This is a genomic window from Ruminococcus sp. AF20-12LB, from assembly GCF_003478985.1.
In the GTDB taxonomy this organism is placed as follows: domain Bacteria; phylum Bacillota; class Clostridia; order Lachnospirales; family Lachnospiraceae; genus Blautia_A.
The window spans coordinates 205,131-224,346 of the sequence record NZ_QUGH01000004.1 but is presented as its reverse complement, the minus strand read 5'-3'; the positions used below and the strand labels follow the sequence as shown (position 1 = coordinate 224,346).

Sequence of the window (19,216 nt, the reverse complement as noted above, 5' to 3'; positions counted from 1 at the left end):
AAAGCATTTACATATTCTGTCATTTTATTTTCCTCTGGATAAGATCCCACCAAGCTTCTGAACTACACCCGGTGCCTGTTCAGAAGTTTTCACCACACACATAATGGTATCATCTCCGGCAATACATCCCAGGATTTCCGGCCATTTCATGGCATCAAGAGCTGCTGCTGCCGCCATGGCCATTCCCGGAATTGTTTTTACTACTACGATATTCTGTCCAATGTTCATAGCGATCACTGCATCTTTCAGAACTCTGGAATATTTATCACTTAACACATCCGGTGTATGTTCTTCCAGAATCGCATATCTGGACTTTCCGTTGCTGCCTGCAACCTTTGTCATTTTCAGAGCCCGGATATCTCTGGATACGGTAGCCTGCGTAACCTTAAAACCGGCCTCATTCAGTCTTGCCGCAAGCTCTTCCTGTGTATCGATCTCGTACTGACGGATCAGTTCGATAATTTTTTCATGTCTTGCTACTTTCAAAATTGAACCTCCTGCATCAGCTGTTACTCATTTTCTGTCTCAGAACCTCCACAAAGCTCAGATGATTCAGCTTGAGGATTTTTGTCCTGACTGTGGCTTTCCGGATCACGATCCGGTCACCGGTGACCATGGATATCTGGGTATCCCCGTCAAAAGAGGCCACTGCTTTCTCAATGGTATTATGCCTTCCCTCACCGATCTCTACTGTAACTGCCTCTTCCCCGGAAAGAATGATACTTCGGGTGTTCATGGTATGGGGAGCGATGGGGGTCATGATCATCATACTGGCACTGGGAGAAACCACGGGGCCTCCCGCTGACAGACTATATCCGGTAGAACCGGTCGGCGTGGAAATGATGATACCATCTGCATTGTACGAATTCATATATGCATCATTAACATAATTCTTGAAACGGATCACACGGAGATGTCCTTCTCTTCCGATCACAATGTCATTTAATGCGATATCTTTTCCAATAAGTTCTTCTCCCCGATAGATCTTTCCTTCCAGCATCATCCGATCTTCCAGCTCATAGTCATCTGACAGAAGCCGATCCAGAGCCGGATACACGGAATTTTTGTCCACCTCGGCAAGAAATCCCAGAGTTCCCAGATTGATTCCAAGAAGTGGGATATCCAGATGCACCACATCCCTTGCAGCCTGCAGAAGTGTTCCGTCTCCCCCCAGTACAATAATGCACTGTGTATCCTGCGGAATCCCTTCCGGATCTGTATAATGATACGGTCCTTCCATTTTTTCGGTGATCTTCTGCACATGACATCTGGCACCATGCTTCTCCAGATAGGCAATGATCCTATTAGAAAATGTCAGTTCCGGATCCTTGGCACTGTTTGGAATTATATAAAATCTGTCCATATTGCTTCAGTCCTTTCCAAACATCAGTCCAGCTGTCCGTGGGCTTCCTTTACCACATTCTCTACGGATACGTCAAGACTCACAGGTACTTCTGTTCCTTCCGGATGTTTTTTCAGATGAAGGAGATATTCAATATTTCCCTCAGGTCCCTTGATGGGAGAAAAGGAAAGATGACAGGGCTCCATAGAAATACTCATGGCATAATCTCTGACTTTCTCAATAACTTCTTCATGGACCTTCGGATCACGGACAACACCTTTTTTTCCGACTTTTTCTCTGCCGGCCTCAAACTGAGGTTTGATGAGACATACGACCTCTCCGTCTTCTGTGAGAAGGTTTCTTACAGGAAGAAGTACTTTTGTAAGGGAGATAAAAGAAACATCGATCGAAGAAAATGCTGCCGGGCCTTCCAGATCTTCCGGTACTACATAACGGATGTTTGTCTTTTCCATACACACAACTCTCGGATCATTTCTGAGTTTCCAGTCCAGCTGTCCATATCCTACATCAATGGAATAGACTTTGACCGCTCCGTTCTGAAGCATACAGTCCGTAAAGCCGCCGGTGGATGCGCCTACATCCATGCACACCTTATCCTTCAGCGTCACACCGAAATTTTTCATGGCTTTTTCGAGTTTCAGACCGCCTCTGCTGACATAGGGAAGGGTTTTTCCTCTTACCTCCAGCTTGGCAGTCTCAGCAAACATGGAACCGGCCTTGTCTTCCTTCTGACCGTTAACATATACTTCCCCGGCCATAATATATGCTTTTGCTTTTTCACGTGACGGTGCAAGTCCCTGTTCCACCATCATGATATCCAGTCTTTTTTTCATATTATCCTCCAACAGCCCGGCTCTTTATGTGCCGGGCTGTAAAATGCCTCACAGCTTCGTATTCTTCTGCAAAGGCTATGTCCTTTATTTTCTGTTATTCACAAGATCTTCCCAGCTCTGTTCTACCGCATCCAGGATTCCCTGTACATTTAAACCTGTTTTCATCCGCTGACGATCCACCGTTCCATGCTCAATAAAATGATCCGGTATTGCCAGTGGAAGAACTCTTACTTCCGGATGACATGCTTCCATATAAGCAGATACATGTTCTCCGAATCCACCGCTTTTTACGTTCTCCTCCACAGTAACCAAAAGACTGTGGTTCTGCGAAAGCCGGTCAAGAAGACCTGTGTCCAGCGGCTTTACAAAACGTACATTGACAAACGTAGCTCTTGCTATTCTGTGATCTCTTATTTCCTCACAGATCTTCTGACAGACAGAAACCATGCTGCCAACCCCAAGAACTGCAATCTCACTGCCCGGAGTGATCACTTCACTTCTGCCCTTCTTAAGTGGCTCATGACATTCTTCCATATCGGTACATGCCGGTCCTTTCGGGTATCGGATCGCACAGGGACCATCCAGCTCTTCTACTGCAAATTTCAGCATCTCCTCAAGCTCTTTTCCATTCTTGGGAGCCATAACTGTCATATTGGGGATCATGGACAAATAAGAAAGGTCAAAGCATCCATGATGTGTTTCTCCATCTGCTCCGACAAATCCTGCCCTGTCAATAGCAAAGATCACATGCAGATCCTGCATACATACGTCGTGGAGGATCTGATCGATCCCTCTCTGAAGGAACGAAGAATATACCGCAAAAACCGGGATCATTCCCCCGAGTGCCAGGCCTGCTGCAAAGGTTACTGCATGTTCTTCCGCAATACCCACATCAAAAAAACGCTCCGGGAATTTCTTCCGGAATTGGTTCAATCCGGTTCCATCTGGCATAGCAGCTGTAATAGCAACTATCTTTCGGTTCTTCTCTGCCAAAGAACATATTGCGCCGGAAAAATGATTCGTATATGTCGGCGCTGTTTTTGCTGCAAGGGGTCTGCCACTCTGAATGTCAAAAGGACCTGTTCCGTGAAAACGCTCCGGATGGGAAGATGCCGGTCCATAGCCTCTGCCTTTTTCTGTAAGGACATGGACAACAACCGGTCCCTCCACTCTCTTTGCCTCATTAAAAAGCTTCATCATCTGGCGCATATTATGGCCATCTACCGGTCCCAGATAAGTCAGCCCCATGTTTTCAAAAAGCATTCCGGGAATGATCAGCTGCTTGATGCTGCTCTTGGTCTTTCGGACCGTATCTACCACGGCGGTTCCAACATGGGGAATCTTTTTGAGTGTTTTTGTCACGCCGATCTTCATTCCTGTATAAGTCTCAGCTGTACGCAGAGCGCTTAAATAGGTGGACATTCCTCCTACATTCTTGGAAATAGACATGTTATTGTCATTGATGATAATAATAAAATTAGTCTTCAGCTCAGCCGCATTGTTCAATGCTTCATAAGCCATCCCACCGGTAAGCGCACCATCCCCGATCACGGAAACCACATGATATTTCTCTCCCATCAGGTCTCTGGCACGAACATAGCCAAGTCCTGCGGAAATGGAATTGGAGCTGTGTCCGGTATCAAACGAATCACAGTCACTTTCATTCCTTTTTGGAAAACCGCTTAAGCCTCCTTCTTTACGAAGATCCTTAAAACCGTCTTTTCTTCCTGTAAGGATCTTATGTGTATAAGCCTGATGTCCCACATCCCAGATCAGCTTATCCTGTGGAAGATCAAGCACATTATGCAGAGCAAGAGTCAGCTCCACCACACCCAGATTGGATGCCAGATGGCCACCTGTCTCACTTACACTCTGGATCAAAAAGCTCCTGATTTCCTCGGCAAGGCGCGGAAAATCCTCCAATGAAACTTTATGAATATCATTTGGCTTTTTAATTTTTTCCAGAATCATTCGTACCCTTCCTTTGTTCCTTCTATTTCCTGCGGCTGACAAGACTTTCCACAAGAAGATCCAGAAATCCGTTCTTCCTGTCAAGGCCTTCTAAAAGTTCTACCGCATGGTCAGAAAGTTCTTTAACCCTGCTGGCTGCTGCCGGGGTTCCAACAAGACTTACATAGGTAACCTTGTTATTCTTTTCATCACTGTGGATCGGTTTTCCCAGTTCCTCCTGGGTGCTGGTCACATCAAGGATATCATCCTGGATCTGAAAAGCCAGCCCGATGTTTTCTGCAGCCTGTTCCACAACCTCAAGTTCTTTCTCAGATGCCCCTGCCAGCACAGCACCGGTCATCATGGAAGCCTCGATCAATGCGGAGGTCTTGTTTTTGTAAATATAATCCAGCATCTCGTGTTCCAGAGGTTTACCATCATTTTCCACATCCACACTCTGTCCACCTAGCATACCGTTGATGCCGGTCTTATCTGCAATGATCCGCATGGCGGCTATCACACGGTCTTTATCCCCGGTCAGGTCAAAAGCGGAAAGCATCACTTCGTAAGCTCTGTTAAGGAGTGCCACGCCGCTTAAAACTCCCATGGCCTCTCCGTATACTTTATGCGTAGTCAGCCTTCCTCTCCGGTAATCATCGTTATCCAGTGCAGGGAGATCATCATGGATCAACGAATGTGTATGGATCATCTCCATAGCCGCCATAAAAGGCTCACAAAGCTTATCCTTTCCTCCAAACAGCTCGTAGGTTTCCCTGATCAGGATCGGGCGGAGTCTCTTTCCGCCTGCCGTCATACTGTAATTCATGGCCTCTGCCATGGTTTTTGCAAAACCGGATTCTTCCGGAAGATATTCCCGGATCACATGTTCTGCTTCTTCTGTTCTTCTTTTCAGTTCTTCTTTAAAATTCACGAAATGTCCCATCCTCATTCATCTGAAGCATCTTTTTTTCTACAGTATCCAGTCTTCCGTTCAGATTCTTAAGGAGCTCCATTCCCTGTCTGTAGAGACGGAAAGACTCCTCAAGAGGTGTTTCTTTATCCTCCAGCTTCCGGGCAAGCAGATCAAGCTCCCCAAAAGTATCTTCTATGGATTTCTCTTCTTTCTTTGCTTCTGTCTCTGCCATTATCGCTCTTCCTTCCTGATGCGATCCGCAACTGCTTCTATGACTCCATCGGTTACTGCAATGGAGATCCTGTCGCCTTTTTTTATCTGACTGATCTCTGTCACCGCATGTCCGTCTGAATCGGACACAAATGCATATCCTCCATTTAGCTTTCTTAATGGAGAAAGTCCCTCAAACCGCTGGATCCATATTGCCAGTTCATGTCTTTTCTCTGTAAGCTTTTGTTCCATGGAAGAACGCAGGCATTCCTCCAACTCCGATGCATACTGACGTTTTTCACGTAACACGGACTCCGGGCTCAGATACTGGAATCTATTCTCATAGGCCTTAAGTTTTGCGGCAAAAAGTTCTGTCTTACTATTCATAGCACGCTGCAGACGGTCTCCGTACATATGAAAGCTCTCCAGAACACTGCGAAAATCATCCACTGCCAGCTCTGCTGCAGCAGATGGTGTAGGTGCCCGCAGGTCTGCCACAAAATCCGCAATGGTAAAATCCGTCTCATGTCCCACTGCCGAGATCACCGGTGTCCTGCACTCAAAAATAGCACGGGCAACGCTCTCCTCGTTAAAGGCCCAGAGATCTTCAATAGAGCCACCTCCACGGCCGACGATGATCACGTCCACCCCTGCTTCATCCAGCTTCCGGATTCCCTTTACGATACTCTGCGCCGCTCCCTCTCCCTGCACAAGTGCCGGATAAAGGATCACCTGCAGATATGGATTCCTTCTGCCTGCAATATTGCGGATATCCTGTACTGCTGCCCCAGTAGGTGCTGTCACCACGCCAAGGGTATGAATAAAATGAGGAATGGGCTGCTTATATTCCTGGGCAAACATCCCCATATCCTCCAGTTCCTGTTTCAGTGCCAGATACCGCTCATAGAGGGCACCAGCACCCTCCAGTGTGATCTCTTTTGCATAAAGCTGATAACGCCCGTCTCTCTCATATACGTCTACAATTCCGCCTGCGACTACCTTATCCCCGTCCTTCATACGAAAAGCAAGACCCCTACGGTGTCCCGCAAACATCACACAGCTTAATGTGCCTGTTTCATCCTTCAGAGAAAAATAAATATGTCCGCTGGTATGGTATTTACAGTTGGATACTTCTCCCTTTACATAGACTTTCCGGAGAAAGTAATCCTGGGTAAACATATTTTTGACATAATGGTTTACCTGACCGACAGAATAGACGTTTCTCATGCGTTTTCTTCCGGGGCTCCTGCTGACTTCTCTTCTGTATCAGCAGTCTTCTCCTCGTTTTTCTTCTCATCCTTCTCAGATGCGATCTTACCCAGTACTCCATTTACAAAAGAACCGGAAGCATCTCCGCCAAATCTTTTGGCGAGTTCTACCGCTTCATTGATAGCTACTCCTGTCGGTACGTCTGCATCATATTCCATCTCATATACTGCCAGACGAAGTGCCGCAAGATCCACACGGCTCATACGCTTTGTCTTCCATCCACGGCTTGCATTGTTCAGCTGTGCATCAATCTCTTCCAGATGTTCTTTCACATGTGCGTACTTCTTTTTCATATATTCCTGGTCCTGTTCTGAAAGTTCTCCAAGACCTTCAAAATAAAGAGAGAGCTGTTCTGTCATCTCTTCTTCTGAATTAAACTCTGTCATAAACATAAGTTTAAATACATGTTCTCTCTGTTCTCTTCTTCTCATAATTTCCTCCTAAGACGGAAAAAAGGAAAGGTTTACTTTCCTTTTTCGTTCTCCATATCCACGCTGGCAATATGAATGTTTACATCTGCAACCTCAAGTCCTGTCATATTCTCAATAGCGGATTTAACCTTCTCCTGAACCTTCTTGCTTGTCTCAAGAATGTTTCTGCCATACTCGATATTCAGTGACAGATCCACGGTAACGACTCCTTCCAGAATGGTTACTCTCACACCCTTGGACAGATTCTTCTTTCCAAGTTTACTTACCAGCTCATTAGTGATATTTCCTGCCATGGAAGCAACTCCATCCACATCTGTTGCTGCAAGTCCTGCAACGATTGCAACAACTTCATCTGCAATGTGAACTTCACCGATTCCACCCAGATCCTGTATCTTATATGTTGTTCTTTTTTCTGCCATGGGAAACCCTCCTACGGATATAATATTTTTGTTCGTAATTTTATACTATTATATCAAAAAAAGTTATGAAATAAAAGGGCTTATTTACTGAATTCTGTCAGTACCAGCTCAGGGTTTCTATCCTCAACCATGCCAACACTCCATGCATTGACAAAAAGCAGTAACGGATTTCCTTTAAGGTCTGTGACTTTCTTCATATCAGAAGTTCCCACGATCTTGTCTACTTTTACAGTCTCCTTGTTGGCGATCCAGCGGATATGCTCATATGGAAGTGTTTCCAGACGGATATCTACATTGTACTCATTCTCCAGACGGTATTTCAGGACATCAAACTGCAGAATACCTACAACACCCACAATGATCTCTTCCATACCGGTGTTAAACTCCTGGAATATCTGGATCGCACCCTCCTGGGCGATCTGGTTGATACCTTTTACGAACTGTTTTCTCTTCATGGTATCGATCTGGCGCACACGTGCAAAATGCTCCGGCGCGAAGGTCGGGATTCCCTCAAAAGCAAATTTCTTTCCAGGTGCGCAGATAGTATCCCCAATAGAAAAAATACCCGGGTCAAAGACACCGATGATATCACCTGCATAAGCCTCCTCCACAACATGACGGGATTCTGCCATCATCTGCTGCGGCTGAAGAAGTCGCATCTTCTTGTCTCCCTGCACATGATAAACCTCTTTTGTCGCATCAAACTTACCTGAACAGATCCTCATAAATGCGATACGGTCTCTGTGAGCCTTGTTCATATTCGCCTGGATCTTAAATACAAAGGCTGAAAAATCATCACTCATAGGATCTACCAGTCCGCAGTCTGCAGTTCTCGGAAGTGGAGAAGTGGTCATCTTCAGGAAATGCTCCAGAAATGTTTCCACACCAAAGTTGGTAAGAGCAGAACCGAAAAATACCGGTGTCAGCTGTCCTTTGCTGACCTCTTCCTGAGAAAACTCCGCACTTGCGCCATCCAGAAGCTCGATTTCTTCCATCAGCTGCTCTTTCTGCTCAGGATCCATGATCTCATCTGCACGGGGATCATTAATATCAATCTCCTCTATCACACCTTCCTTGGTGCCCTTCTGTGTATCGGAGAAGGTAAGGATCTTCTTTGTATTACGATCAAACACGCCCCGGAATTTCTTACCGGAGCCGATTGGCCAGTTGATCGGACAGGTTGCAATACCAAGCTCTTTTTCGATCTCATCCAGAAGATCAAAAGTATCGTTGGCATCTCTGTCCATCTTATTGATAAAAGTAAAGATCGGAATGTGTCTCATAACACAGACCTTGAAAAGCTTACGGGTCTGTGCCTCAACACCCTTGGATCCATCAATGACCATAACTGCTGAATCCGCAGCCATCAATGTACGGTAGGTATCCTCGGAGAAATCCTGATGTCCAGGTGTATCCAGAATGTTTATACAATATCCGTCATAATGGAACTGAAGAACGGATGAAGTTACGGAAATACCTCTTTCCTTCTCGATTTCCATCCAGTCTGATACTGCATGGCGGGCCGTAGCCTTACCCTTTACACTTCCGGCCAAATTGATGGCCCCGCCATACAGCAGAAATTTTTCTGTTAATGTTGTTTTACCGGCATCCGGATGAGAGATGATGGCAAATGTTCTTCTTTTTTCTATTTCTTTCGTATACTTCGACACGTGAGCCTCCTGTATATTCTCTGATATCTCTATTTTACTATAACCTTTCCTATTCTAGTATAGACAAGGCTTTGCTGTCAAGGCAATTCAGTCGTAAATTCCCTCTGTATCAATAGTCTGATCGTTCTGGATATCTGCAGCCGTCTCTGCGTCCTCAGATGTTTGATCCGTCGGATCGCTTTCCACAGATGCAGCGGTATCCTGCACCTCATCACCTGTACTTTCCGCATTATCCTCTGCACCTCCCGTATTTTTTTCAGCTTCATCTGCAGTATTTATAACATCCGATGCATTTTTACTTTGACTCAGAGGCGTGATCACAATGCTCTCTGCTGCCACACCGGTTTTCCTTTTTACAATATCCTCGATCTGTGCACGTTTTGCATCCTCCAGATCTGCATCCGGCACCACAACATCCGCAGTTTCGCCCGTCAGATTTACGATCACATTTTCAAAGCCCTTCGCCTCCAGAAGAAGCTCTGCAGCCGCCTCTTTTTCTGTAAAATCTGTCATGGAAACCATTGTGTTAATGGCATTCTGTTTTTCCTCATCGCTGATGTCTTTATTACTGATGATCGCCTGCAGGTCCGCTTTGTTCTGGGAACGCACCTGCTCCCTGCTGACTTTTGCCTGTGCTGCAAAATCCGAAGCACCGGTAAGTACGGCCTCGCCCGGGGATGCGGTATCCATCACCTCCGACTGGGTTGTGCCATCTGCCCCGTTCTCATCCAGAAGGGCTGTTTCATCGGTCAGGTCATAATTCACATCGTCCAGGATACTGCTGCTGTCCGTACTCGTCTCCTTATCCTTAAATCCCAGATCCACATCTGCGAAATTCAGATATCCGGCCACAGCAATGAGAATGGCCAGCGAGGTGATGATTACCTGATTTTTCTTCATGATCTTTTTCACTTCTACTCTCCTCATTTCATTTTCATTATTCTAATTTTATTAGCGTCGATCTGAAATAATGCCATAATTGCCTGCTGAATATTCTGGACTGTCACTGCGCTGCCTGCTCCCTGGGCCGCCACCAGCACACCGGTAACTTCATTATTGCCGCTTATGGAAAAGTTTTCCGTATTTCCCTCATCCCCGGTCATAATGATCACTTCCACTTCTCCTACTCCTTCCACATTGGAAAGCAGTTCCTCAAGACGGCTCTCCAGGCGGGTTTTCTCCGCATTCTGATCCTCTGCTGTTTTACTGTTCTTTCGGGTTACCGGAAGTCCTGCCACCAGAAGAAGGATTCCCAGAAGAAGGAAAACTCCCCACTCCTTCCATCCCATCCTCAGAAGCCAGGATCTGATACTGTCCTTTCCTGAGTCCGCAGATTCTTTCGAGCTCATTTTTCACCGCCTCCCTCTGTTTTTCTGTGACTGTTCCATAAAGTGTTATGGTCAGCTGAAGCTCTTTTTCCATATCTACTTCTGTTTTTGCCGAAAAAATCCCTTCTTTCCTGAGGATACCCTGAACCTGATTCTTCAGCTCCTGTTCATATGCGCCTTTAAGAAATGTTTCCCTTATTCCTTCTGCTTCTGTCTCCATACGTACCTGTTCTTCTCTCCCATAATTATTGCTGAATCCGGACAGAAGTTCCTCACTTTTTCCCACTACGGCAAATATAGGTGTACAGATCAAAAGCACTAACAGAAACCCCATAAACAGCCGTATATACTGCTCATAACGCTTGTCAGGCAGAATATGCAGAAGCGCTGTAGTAAGTACATGAAAAAAAGCCAGGCTTTTCATCCACTGATAAAGTTCTGTTCTCATCCCAATCCTCCTCCTGCCATCAGGATCAGAAATGTGAGCATACATAAAATTTCCGCAGTAAACAGGATTCTCATCAGAAGTGCACATCCCTCTGCCATGGTGCCAAACGCTTCTACCAGCCGTTTGTCTGATACAGGCTGCGCCGCAGCCGCCAAAAAGCGATAGGTCAGTGACAAAAGTCCATATCGGACCAATGGTCCCGCCCCCACTGCCAGGATCACCAGCAAAAGCGCAATACCCAGACTGTTTCTTACAAGAACAGCTGTGGTAAGGACTAGTTCCGTAACTGCATTTACCGCGCCCCCGATCCCAGGAAGAGCACCGGCAGTTTTTCCCACAGCACTCCGCTTCAGAGAATCCATTACCGGAGCTACAAGACCACGCACCACCTGCAGTCCTGCTGCCACTCCAAGTAATGTCCGAAGCCCCCAGGAGATCACAGTCTCGATCAGTTCAGCCATTTTTCCCAGCATTTCTTCCCTGGAAAGATGATTCACGAATCTCAGAAGAATATATAAACTCACTCCGGGAAGCAGTACTCGTTCCAGGATCCATTGAAAAAGCCACACCAGAAGCAGTACTCCCTGATAAAAAGCAGCTGCACTGGATGCACCTGACGCTGCTGCCACTGCCATAAAATACACCGGTGAGAGTTCTTTCATAAATTCCGTGATCCACGCAAGCATTGAAAGCAATGATGCACTCAAACCGGAAAAGCTGTTCATCAGAAGAGTAAAAACAAGAAGATACACCACATAAAAACTGATTTCTCCCACCTGTCCGTTATCAAAGGCACCGGCAAACCCGGAAAAAACGGCAGCAAACAACAGCAGAAGCAACAACTTCACGATCAGCTCTTTTTCTCTTTCAATACCATAAAAAAGGAGACTGTGCAAAAATTCCCGCACACTCTCCTCCGAAAGCACCTCTTCCCCTGACAACAGTCTGTGAAACGCTTCTGTAACAGAAAATGTTTTTTCTCCAAGCATCTCATCTACCATGGACTGCAGATCGGTAAGCTCCATCTGATCTGTGATCTGGTTTTCCGCCGAAGAAGCATAAACGATCACTCCGCCAAAACAGCTTATAACTACAGCCAGAAGCAGAGCTACACAAATCTCTGACCCATATCTTTTCATGCAAGAAATCCCTGTATGGTATCCAGCAGTGCCAAAAGAACCGGCATACTTAAAACCATTACAGATAACCGGCAGAACAGTTCGATCTGTGCACCAGTGGATGAATATCCTGCATCTCTGCATATCCCGGATGAAAATTGTCCGATATAGGTGATCCCGATCATTTTCAGCAAAGTAGTGATATAGCTTCCATCAATAGGAAGACTCTGTTTCAGTCTCTCCAGAGACTGGAACAGGTAGCTGATCTTCCCTACAGCTAATCCCAGTATCACAAGACCTATTCCCATCGTAACAAGGCTTACATACTCCGGTGCGCGGTCTTTCAGGAGAATCCCAAGAAGAACCCCCGCCGTTCCCAGAACAGAAATCTTCAGAATATCCACGGTTCTTTCCCTCCCCTACAGTACAAAAAGCTGCTGGATATTTTTAAAAAGTTCATAAATATACGGCACGATCCAGAACAGTACTAAAAGAAGTCCTGAAAAACTCACCAGAAAAGCCTGTTCCTCCCTTCCGCTATGTTTCAGAATCTGAGAAAGAACAGAGACCAGGATCCCTACTGCACCGATCTTAAATATGATACTGACCTCCAAATGATCCCTCCTTTTCTTCTGAACGCCTGTCCTTCTTACTACTGTCTGATAAACAATGCTATACCAGAAGGACCGCAAGCAGCAGGCCTCCAAGAATCCCAATTCCCTGGTACAGTTTTTTCTTTCCGGAAACCTCCGCTTTCCGCTTCAAAATCTCTGCTTCCAGATTATTTTCATACAGGGAAAGCTGTCGCATCTGCATTTCCAGATCCATATAGCCCAGATATTCTCCGAAAGAAAAAAAAGCGTCCTTTTCCCCATGGGTAAGGCAGCTTTTTTTCAGGGCGCTTTCCGCACATTCCCTGCATATCTGTGAAAGTTTTTCTCCTGTCCCCGCTTTCATCCTGTCCGCGGCACTGATGAGAAACTCTCTGTATTTTCCATTCATTCTTCCTGCTGCTCCATAAAAAGCATCCGGCAGTGATGCATTCCCGCAGCGGATCTCGCCTTTCAGGCAGATCACCATCTGAAGCAGTTTTTCCAGTATGCGGATCTGCTCCGAAAGTCTCATACTTCCGGAAAATCCCATACCAGCTCCTGCCGCCACTACCAGAATACATCCTACAATCCGGTACATAGGCATTTCCCATTTTCATCATAGATTCCTTCCACGATTCCTGCACGTTCATGCTTTCCCAGAAAAATATATCTCTGGAAAACCCGCGCTTCCCACAATTTCCGAAAAAACGGCTGGGATAATGTCTCTTCCATGGAAGCTCCATGTGCAGTTGCGATCAGACGACATCCACAGTGGATAACTGATTCCACGGCCTTGAAATCTTCTTCTTTTCCAAGTTCATCCACAGCAACCACAACCGGCGACATTGACCGGATCAGCATCTGCATCCCTTCTGCTTTCGGACATCCGTCCAGGATATCCGTACGCATTCCAAGGTCATTCTGAGGGATCCCCTGATAGCATCCAGCCAGCTCACTGCGCTCATCGACTACTCCTACCGTTACACCGGAAATATTTCCCCATCCATTACTCATCTGCCGGATGATATCCCGAAGAAGCGTGGTCTTCCCACATCTGGGCGGAGAAACGATCAGGGTATGCATGATCTGCTCTCTTGTCTGGATATATGGCAGCACTTCTTCTGCACATCCCTGGATCTCATGTGCCAGACGGACATTGATACAGGAAATATATTTCATCCCACGAATACGATTTCCGTCCAGGATCACCTTTCCGGTAACTCCTACACGGTGCCCGCCCTGTACACTCAAAAACCCCTGGCGGATCTCATCTTCATAAGCATACAGGGAATAGCCGCTGACATACTCCAGTGTTTCCTTAAGATCTTCCCGCGTAACCAGATAAGGTTCTGTATCTTTTTGCCGGAGGAAACATTCTCCCCCATCATAAGTGAGGAACAGAGGTCTTCCCACGCGGAGACGTATCTCATATAATTTATCATAATCAAGGTCTGCATCCACCAGAAGCTGGCGGACATTACTGGCAAACAGGTTCTGGATCTGGTTTGCGTCCATGTTTTCACCTCTTACACTTAAATATATTGCGGACATGCCGGATTTAGTACCTGTTGTCTTTTTTGATGTTCTCTCGTTTTTTCTTTATTCCGACAGAAAAAAAAGGCTTTCTTCTTCGTCATAGGTCTCCATCTTCGAAAGATTCAGCTTCAGAACCCGATCCACAATATTTACGGAGGACGCACGGTATGCATAGGCGCAGGATTCAAACATCACATAAAGGCTGTCACCCTCCACCACGATCTGTTCCAGTCGTTCCGGAAAACGATAAGTTCTGGCAGAATTCTCGTTTACATACAAACGCTTATCGGATTGTTCATAAAACACCAGCCTGGATGGCAGAATTCCAAAAGAATGAGAGATCAAAAGCTTATCATTATAAAAAGCAATTCCCTGAACCTGCTCCGATATGGTGGAATAATCCAATGGAACTGCCATTTCAAAATCCATGCCCAGTTTCTCGTCCATGGTATTGATCAGTTTTCCCTCTTCGTCAACTCCGTATCGTGCAATTACACTTTCGTTATATTTTTCAAAGCAGCCTACATACAGACACCCCTCATAAAAGGTCATAAAAGAATCTCTCACGATCCCATAAAGACTGACTATCTGGAAAGTCTCCACCGGCAGATGGCTGTCATCATAATCATAGGCTTCTATTGTATCCATCTTTATACTCACTGCCTGGGCGATCCCGTTGATATTGGAGGAATACCATAATAACTTATGCTTCGGGTCATAGGCAAGTCCTCCCACATGAGGCTGTCCAGGCAGTATCACTTCTTTAATAAAATTATGTTTTTCCTTATCGATCACATAGATGACCGAACTATGTTTCTGTGTGCTGCAGTAAGCGCTGATCAGCACATAATCCTCTGTAACCGCCAGTCCCTGAGGCGTCATGGACGTACACATGGCAGGAGTGGCACCTTTTTCTGTGAGCAGCGTCCTGGTATTCTTCAGCCCGGGAATGACATATGTTCCATATTCCTTCTCTTTTTCTCTCCCATCAAAGGCAAAATAAGAAAAATCCTCTTTCTGGGAAAGCATCTGTTTCTGTCCCCGCAGTGTATACACTGCAGCACCTCGGTTTGTCACCACAGCTTTTGTGGGCAGCTCAGTTTTTGCACGGTAAACAAATGCATATAAAAAATAACATATGCACAGCACAAAAACAACTGCCAGGATCTTCAGAATGAAAATCCTGAAGCTGCGTTTCATCTCTTTGTTCATTTCATCGTCTCTATTTGCTATCTCAAAATGATGTCTTCGTATTCAAATCGTAATTCCAGGCTGTCTCTGGACCAGATCGCACCACTGTATCCCGGTTCCAGTTCCAGCATTATGTAATTTCCCTTGTCCATGGAAATCGTACGCAGATCCCTGGACAGTCCCTCTCCGGTCCATTTGATATATGCCTCTCTCAAAACCCACTGGGTAAAAAAAGCTTTCTCCATATCATCTGCATCCAGGATTTCCCGTATCATATCTGCCGGTACCATTCTTTCAAGGATCCGTTCGTAATTCACCTTCTTGTGGATCTGCACATCAATGCCCACCTCTTCTCCGGCAAACAGACACATCACATATTTTCCGGAATGTGTGATATTATAATGAATTCTTGGAAGCAGGGTAAAAAACGGTTTCCCATGTTCCCCCTTTGACCGAGGCTCAAAAGCAAGCTTCCGTCCAAATTCCCGCTCAAGTCCGATTTCCAGAAGCTTTTCCCCGATCATATGCTCCATGTTCTTGCTGTTATATTCATCTCTGATCTTCGTATAATAAATGATCCCGTTCATAATCCGGCCTCCTCAAGAAAACGGGACGGTTCCCGTTCCTTCTCATACTGCTGTCTTACATAATACAGGCAGAGTTTCTTCTTTGCCCGTGTCATACCAACGTAGAAAAGCCTCCGTTCTTCCTCCAGATGTGCCTCCAGGACTGCCTTCCGATAAGGCATGCTGCCTTCATTTACATTCATGATATATACATTGTCATATTCCAGACCTTTGACCGCATGAAGAGTGGATATCACCACTCCTTCCCGTTTCACATCCTGTTTCTTCGCCTGTTCTTCCAGCTTTCTGGTATACTCATCCATATAGGCCAGCCATTCTTCCAATGTTTTCATTCCTCTGGCACTTTCATGGATCCGGTTCAGGGTTTCCATAAGCTCTTCCGGTTTTATTTTACGATACCTTGCATATTCCTGCAAGTATTCTTCGTATCCCATGCCGTTCCGGATAAAATTAATGGCTGCATAAGGGGCCATAGTCTTTAAGATCCGAAGATGTGTCTCCATCGTTGTGATCCTGTCACACATCCAGTCCTTGTCTTTGTAAAACTCTCCCAGTGCTTTAAAATCAATGTTTTTTTCTGTCAGAGCGTCTCTGGCTATGTATCGGTTTGGCCGGTTCATGATCTCCAGAAATGTACTGCGGCTCCGGTCTCCTTCTGCCATCTTCAAATAAGCGATCATATTCCGGCAGATCCAATGTCGGAACAGGTTGGGCAGTTTTTCCTTCATAGTAAAAGGAACCCCATACTCCATCAACGCGGCGACCAGTCCTTCGGTTTCCTGATTAGTCCTGAAAAGCAGCGCTGTATCTTCAATATTATCCCCTTCTTCCATACGGTTCCGCAGCAGGCCTGCAACTGCCATATATTCGTCTCTGGGATTTCGGAATTCTTTTATCTGCACCGGCTCTCCCGGTTCATTTGGTGTGGAAAGTTTTTTTGCATAACGGTTTTCATTGCAGTTGATCACCTTCATAGCTGTATCCAGGATATTTCCACTGCACCGGTAATTGATATTCAGGATCACCGTCTCCGCATTTTTAAAATCTTCCGGAAAATTCAACATGATCTCCGGGCGAGCGCCGCGGAAATGATAGATAGACTGATCATCGTCTCCCACCACAAACAGATTGTTCTCCGGTGCTGCCAGCATCTTCACGATATCATACTGAAGATGATTGATATCCTGAAACTCATCCACCAGAATATAGTGAAACTTCTTCTGCCATGCAGACAGGATATCTTTTCGCTTTTTCAGAAGTTCGTAACAGCTTAACAGCATATCATCAAAGTCAAGTTTTCTTCTTTCATTCAGGACTTTTCGATATCCCTGAAAGATCTGTCGGAATACTTCATCCGGGCAGCAGGAAGAATAATAATGTTCCAGAGAGATCCTTCCACCTTTTACAACACTGATCTCCTTGGCAATATCTTCCACAAAATCCCCTTCCTGGGACTGTTCCGCAGCACAATTTACCACCAATTCTCTTAAGATCGCATATTTTTCTTCTTCGGACAGGATATTTCCTCCATTCAGACCATAAGCCTGTTTGAGGATCCCGTAAAACACTCCGTGAAAAGTCCCGAAAGTAACGCCGGTTCGCTGAACACCGGTAAATTTCAGAAACCGTTCTTTCATTTCCACTGCTGCTGCCCTGGAAAAAGTCACAACAAGAACAGAGGAAGCCGGTATCTTCCCTTCCTGGATCATATGTGCTGTTCTTTCTACTATGACGGAAGTTTTCCCCGAACCGGGGCCTGCCAGAACCATCATAGGTCCTGACAGGTGGGCGATCGCCCTTTTCTGAGATGGATTTCGTTTCATAACTGGATTATCAATCACACACTTATTTATTTTCAAGCTTTTCGATTGCTGCATGTACACGTTTCAGTGTCTCTTCCTTGCCAATAATCTCCATGATCTCTGTTGCACCGGCCGGTGTCATCTGCTTGCCGGATACTGCTGTACGAAGCGGCCACATAACATAACCATTCTTATATCCGTGCTCCTTTACAAAGGCACTTAAAGATGCATACAGCGGATCATTGGTATACTCCTCCTGTGCTTCCAGTACCGGAAGCACTTCTTTGAGAACTGCAAGAGAAGTTTCCTCTGTTGTCTTCATTTTTTTGTGGCAATACATCGCACTGTCATACTCCGGAACTGCCTCAAAGAAATCTACAAGCTCCGGAATATCCGGGAATACTTCAATTCTGGTCTGAACCATTCCTGCGATCTTCTTAAAATCAAAGTCTTTTTTCAGAACTTCTTTCAGATACGGAAGTGCTCTCTCATAGAATGCCTCCTGATCCATCTTCTTGATATACTCACCATTCATCCATTTCAGCTTGGCAATATCAAAAACTGCCGGTGATTTGTTGATATGATGATAATCAAACGTCTCCACAAGCTCCGGAAGAGAAAAGATCTCACGGTTGTCTGCCGGGCTCCATCCAAGGAGTGCAACATAGTTGATCACTGCCTCTGTCACAAATCCCTGATCGATCAGATCTTCATAGGAAGAATGTCCACATCTCTTTGAAAGCTTCTGATGTGTTTCGTCTGTGATCAACGGACAATGAACATAGGTCGGGATTTCCCATCCGAACGCCTCATAAATACGATTATATTTCGGTGAAGAGGAAAGGTATTCGTTACCTCTTACAACATGTGTGATTCCCATAAGGTGATCATCAATTACGTTTGCGAAGTTGTAGGTCGGATAACCGTCAGATTTGATCAGGATCAGATCCTCCATCTCCTCATTGTTAACAGTGATATCTCCGTAAATAACATCATGAAATGTGGTTGTTCCCTCTGTTGGCATATTAAAGCGGATAACATGTGGCTCACCTGCATCCAGACGGCGCTGAACTTCTTCCTTGGAAAGATGGAGACATCTCTTGTCATAAATAGAGATCTCCTTACCTGCAACAGTACGTTTCATGCTTTCCAGTTCTTCCTTACCGCAGAAACAGTAATATGCATCTCCCTGCTCAATAAGCTGTTTGGCATATTTCAAATACATGCCTGTTGCCTGACGCTCACTCTGTACATACGGACCAAATCCACCATCTTTGTCCGGTCCCTCATCATGAAGAAGTCCTGTTTTCTCAAGAGTACGGTAGATGATATCTACAGCTCCCTCCACATAACGTTCCTGGTCTGTATCTTCAATACGGAGGATAAAATCTCCGCCTTCATGTTTTGTGATCAAATAAGCATAAAGAGCTGTTCTTAAATTACCCACATGCATTCTTCCTGTAGGGCTCGGTGCAAATCTTGTTCTGATCTTTGTCATTTCTTTTCTCCTCGTTTTTGTTGTTTCTCTTTATAGGTGCTATTATATACCCAAATC

22 protein-coding genes are annotated in these 19,216 nt (G+C 45.5%); all 22 read right to left on the bottom strand.

What is annotated here, in order from left to right:
- Nucleotides 1-24: 24 nt before the first annotated feature.
- Complete coding sequence (argR, locus tag DWX61_RS07130) at nucleotides 25-486, bottom strand: arginine repressor (RefSeq protein ID WP_021650687.1); 462 nt, start codon at nucleotides 484-486, stop codon at nucleotides 25-27.
- A 16-nt stretch (nucleotides 487-502) separates the two neighbouring features.
- The gene (locus tag DWX61_RS07125; protein WP_118624483.1) at nucleotides 503-1,363 is read right to left on the bottom strand and encodes an NAD(+)/NADH kinase; all 861 of its coding nucleotides are present in this window, start codon (nucleotides 1,361-1,363) and stop codon (nucleotides 503-505) included.
- Nucleotides 1,364-1,386: 23 nt separating this feature from the next.
- A complete protein-coding gene (locus tag DWX61_RS07120; protein ID WP_118624481.1) occupies nucleotides 1,387-2,196 on the bottom strand; it encodes a TlyA family RNA methyltransferase in 810 nt (269 codons plus the stop codon).
- Between the two features lie 84 nt (nucleotides 2,197-2,280).
- Nucleotides 2,281-4,167: a 1-deoxy-D-xylulose-5-phosphate synthase gene (gene dxs, locus DWX61_RS07115; protein ID WP_182433960.1), complete on the bottom strand. Its 1,887-nt coding sequence runs from the start codon at nucleotides 4,165-4,167 to the stop codon at nucleotides 2,281-2,283.
- 22 nt (nucleotides 4,168-4,189) lie between these two features.
- The gene (locus DWX61_RS07110) at nucleotides 4,190-5,095 is read right to left on the bottom strand and encodes a polyprenyl synthetase family protein (protein ID WP_280520126.1); all 906 of its coding nucleotides are present in this window, start codon (nucleotides 5,093-5,095) and stop codon (nucleotides 4,190-4,192) included.
- The gene (gene xseB / locus DWX61_RS07105; RefSeq protein WP_118624479.1) at nucleotides 5,067-5,291 is read right to left on the bottom strand and encodes an exodeoxyribonuclease VII small subunit; all 225 of its coding nucleotides are present in this window, start codon (nucleotides 5,289-5,291) and stop codon (nucleotides 5,067-5,069) included. The genes DWX61_RS07110 and xseB overlap by 29 nt, the downstream gene beginning before the upstream one ends.
- Nucleotides 5,291-6,496 carry an exodeoxyribonuclease VII large subunit gene (gene xseA / locus DWX61_RS07100; RefSeq protein WP_118624477.1) on the bottom strand — a complete coding sequence of 402 codons (1,206 nt, stop codon included), beginning with the start codon at nucleotides 6,494-6,496 and terminating at the stop codon, nucleotides 5,291-5,293. The genes xseB and xseA overlap by 1 nt, the downstream gene beginning before the upstream one ends.
- Nucleotides 6,493-6,969: a transcription antitermination factor NusB gene (gene nusB, locus DWX61_RS07095; protein WP_118624475.1), complete on the bottom strand. Its 477-nt coding sequence runs from the start codon at nucleotides 6,967-6,969 to the stop codon at nucleotides 6,493-6,495. Before nusB ends, xseA begins: the two co-directional genes overlap by 4 nt.
- 32 nt (nucleotides 6,970-7,001) lie before the next feature.
- Nucleotides 7,002-7,388 carry an Asp23/Gls24 family envelope stress response protein gene (locus DWX61_RS07090; protein WP_015524453.1) on the bottom strand — a complete coding sequence of 129 codons (387 nt, stop codon included), beginning with the start codon at nucleotides 7,386-7,388 and terminating at the stop codon, nucleotides 7,002-7,004.
- An 80-nt stretch (nucleotides 7,389-7,468) separates the two neighbouring features.
- Complete coding sequence (locus DWX61_RS07085) at nucleotides 7,469-9,058, bottom strand: peptide chain release factor 3 (protein WP_118624473.1); 1,590 nt, start codon at nucleotides 9,056-9,058, stop codon at nucleotides 7,469-7,471.
- An 87-nt stretch (nucleotides 9,059-9,145) separates the two neighbouring features.
- Nucleotides 9,146-9,970: a SpoIIIAH-like family protein gene (locus DWX61_RS07080; protein WP_118513315.1), complete on the bottom strand. Its 825-nt coding sequence runs from the start codon at nucleotides 9,968-9,970 to the stop codon at nucleotides 9,146-9,148.
- A gap of 11 nt (nucleotides 9,971-9,981) precedes the next feature.
- Nucleotides 9,982-10,296, bottom strand: a complete 315-nt coding sequence (locus DWX61_RS07075; RefSeq protein ID WP_227752199.1) for a SpoIIIAG-related protein — start codon at nucleotides 10,294-10,296, stop codon at nucleotides 9,982-9,984.
- A complete protein-coding gene (locus DWX61_RS07070; RefSeq protein WP_182433959.1) occupies nucleotides 10,262-10,834 on the bottom strand; it encodes a stage III sporulation protein AF in 573 nt (190 codons plus the stop codon). Before DWX61_RS07070 ends, DWX61_RS07075 begins: the two co-directional genes overlap by 35 nt.
- Nucleotides 10,831-11,973 (bottom strand): stage III sporulation protein AE, encoded by a 1,143-nt coding sequence (locus tag DWX61_RS07065; RefSeq protein ID WP_118624469.1) that lies wholly within the window; start codon nucleotides 11,971-11,973, stop codon nucleotides 10,831-10,833. The genes DWX61_RS07070 and DWX61_RS07065 overlap by 4 nt, the downstream gene beginning before the upstream one ends.
- Complete coding sequence (locus DWX61_RS07060; RefSeq protein ID WP_022426372.1) at nucleotides 11,970-12,356, bottom strand: SpoIIIAC/SpoIIIAD family protein; 387 nt, start codon at nucleotides 12,354-12,356, stop codon at nucleotides 11,970-11,972. The genes DWX61_RS07065 and DWX61_RS07060 overlap by 4 nt, the downstream gene beginning before the upstream one ends.
- A gap of 15 nt (nucleotides 12,357-12,371) precedes the next feature.
- Nucleotides 12,372-12,566, bottom strand: a complete 195-nt coding sequence (spoIIIAC, locus tag DWX61_RS07055; protein WP_021650700.1) for a stage III sporulation protein AC — start codon at nucleotides 12,564-12,566, stop codon at nucleotides 12,372-12,374.
- A 58-nt stretch (nucleotides 12,567-12,624) separates the two neighbouring features.
- Nucleotides 12,625-13,143 (bottom strand): stage III sporulation protein AB, encoded by a 519-nt coding sequence (locus DWX61_RS07050; RefSeq protein ID WP_021650701.1) that lies wholly within the window; start codon nucleotides 13,141-13,143, stop codon nucleotides 12,625-12,627.
- Complete coding sequence (spoIIIAA, locus tag DWX61_RS07045; protein ID WP_015524435.1) at nucleotides 13,128-14,060, bottom strand: stage III sporulation protein AA; 933 nt, start codon at nucleotides 14,058-14,060, stop codon at nucleotides 13,128-13,130. The genes DWX61_RS07050 and spoIIIAA overlap by 16 nt, the downstream gene beginning before the upstream one ends.
- A gap of 84 nt (nucleotides 14,061-14,144) precedes the next feature.
- Nucleotides 14,145-15,293 (bottom strand): YncE family protein, encoded by a 1,149-nt coding sequence (locus tag DWX61_RS07040; RefSeq protein WP_118513318.1) that lies wholly within the window; start codon nucleotides 15,291-15,293, stop codon nucleotides 14,145-14,147.
- A 17-nt stretch (nucleotides 15,294-15,310) separates the two neighbouring features.
- Nucleotides 15,311-15,859 carry a 4'-phosphopantetheinyl transferase family protein gene (locus DWX61_RS07035; RefSeq protein ID WP_118513319.1) on the bottom strand — a complete coding sequence of 183 codons (549 nt, stop codon included), beginning with the start codon at nucleotides 15,857-15,859 and terminating at the stop codon, nucleotides 15,311-15,313.
- Nucleotides 15,856-17,682, bottom strand: a complete 1,827-nt coding sequence (locus DWX61_RS07030; RefSeq protein WP_118624587.1) for an ATP-dependent helicase — start codon at nucleotides 17,680-17,682, stop codon at nucleotides 15,856-15,858. Before DWX61_RS07030 ends, DWX61_RS07035 begins: the two co-directional genes overlap by 4 nt.
- 22 nt (nucleotides 17,683-17,704) lie before the next feature.
- Nucleotides 17,705-19,159, bottom strand: coding sequence for a glutamate--tRNA ligase (gene gltX, locus DWX61_RS07025; protein ID WP_118368413.1), 1,455 nt, complete (start codon nucleotides 19,157-19,159; stop codon nucleotides 17,705-17,707).
- Nucleotides 19,160-19,216 lie beyond the last annotated feature (57 nt).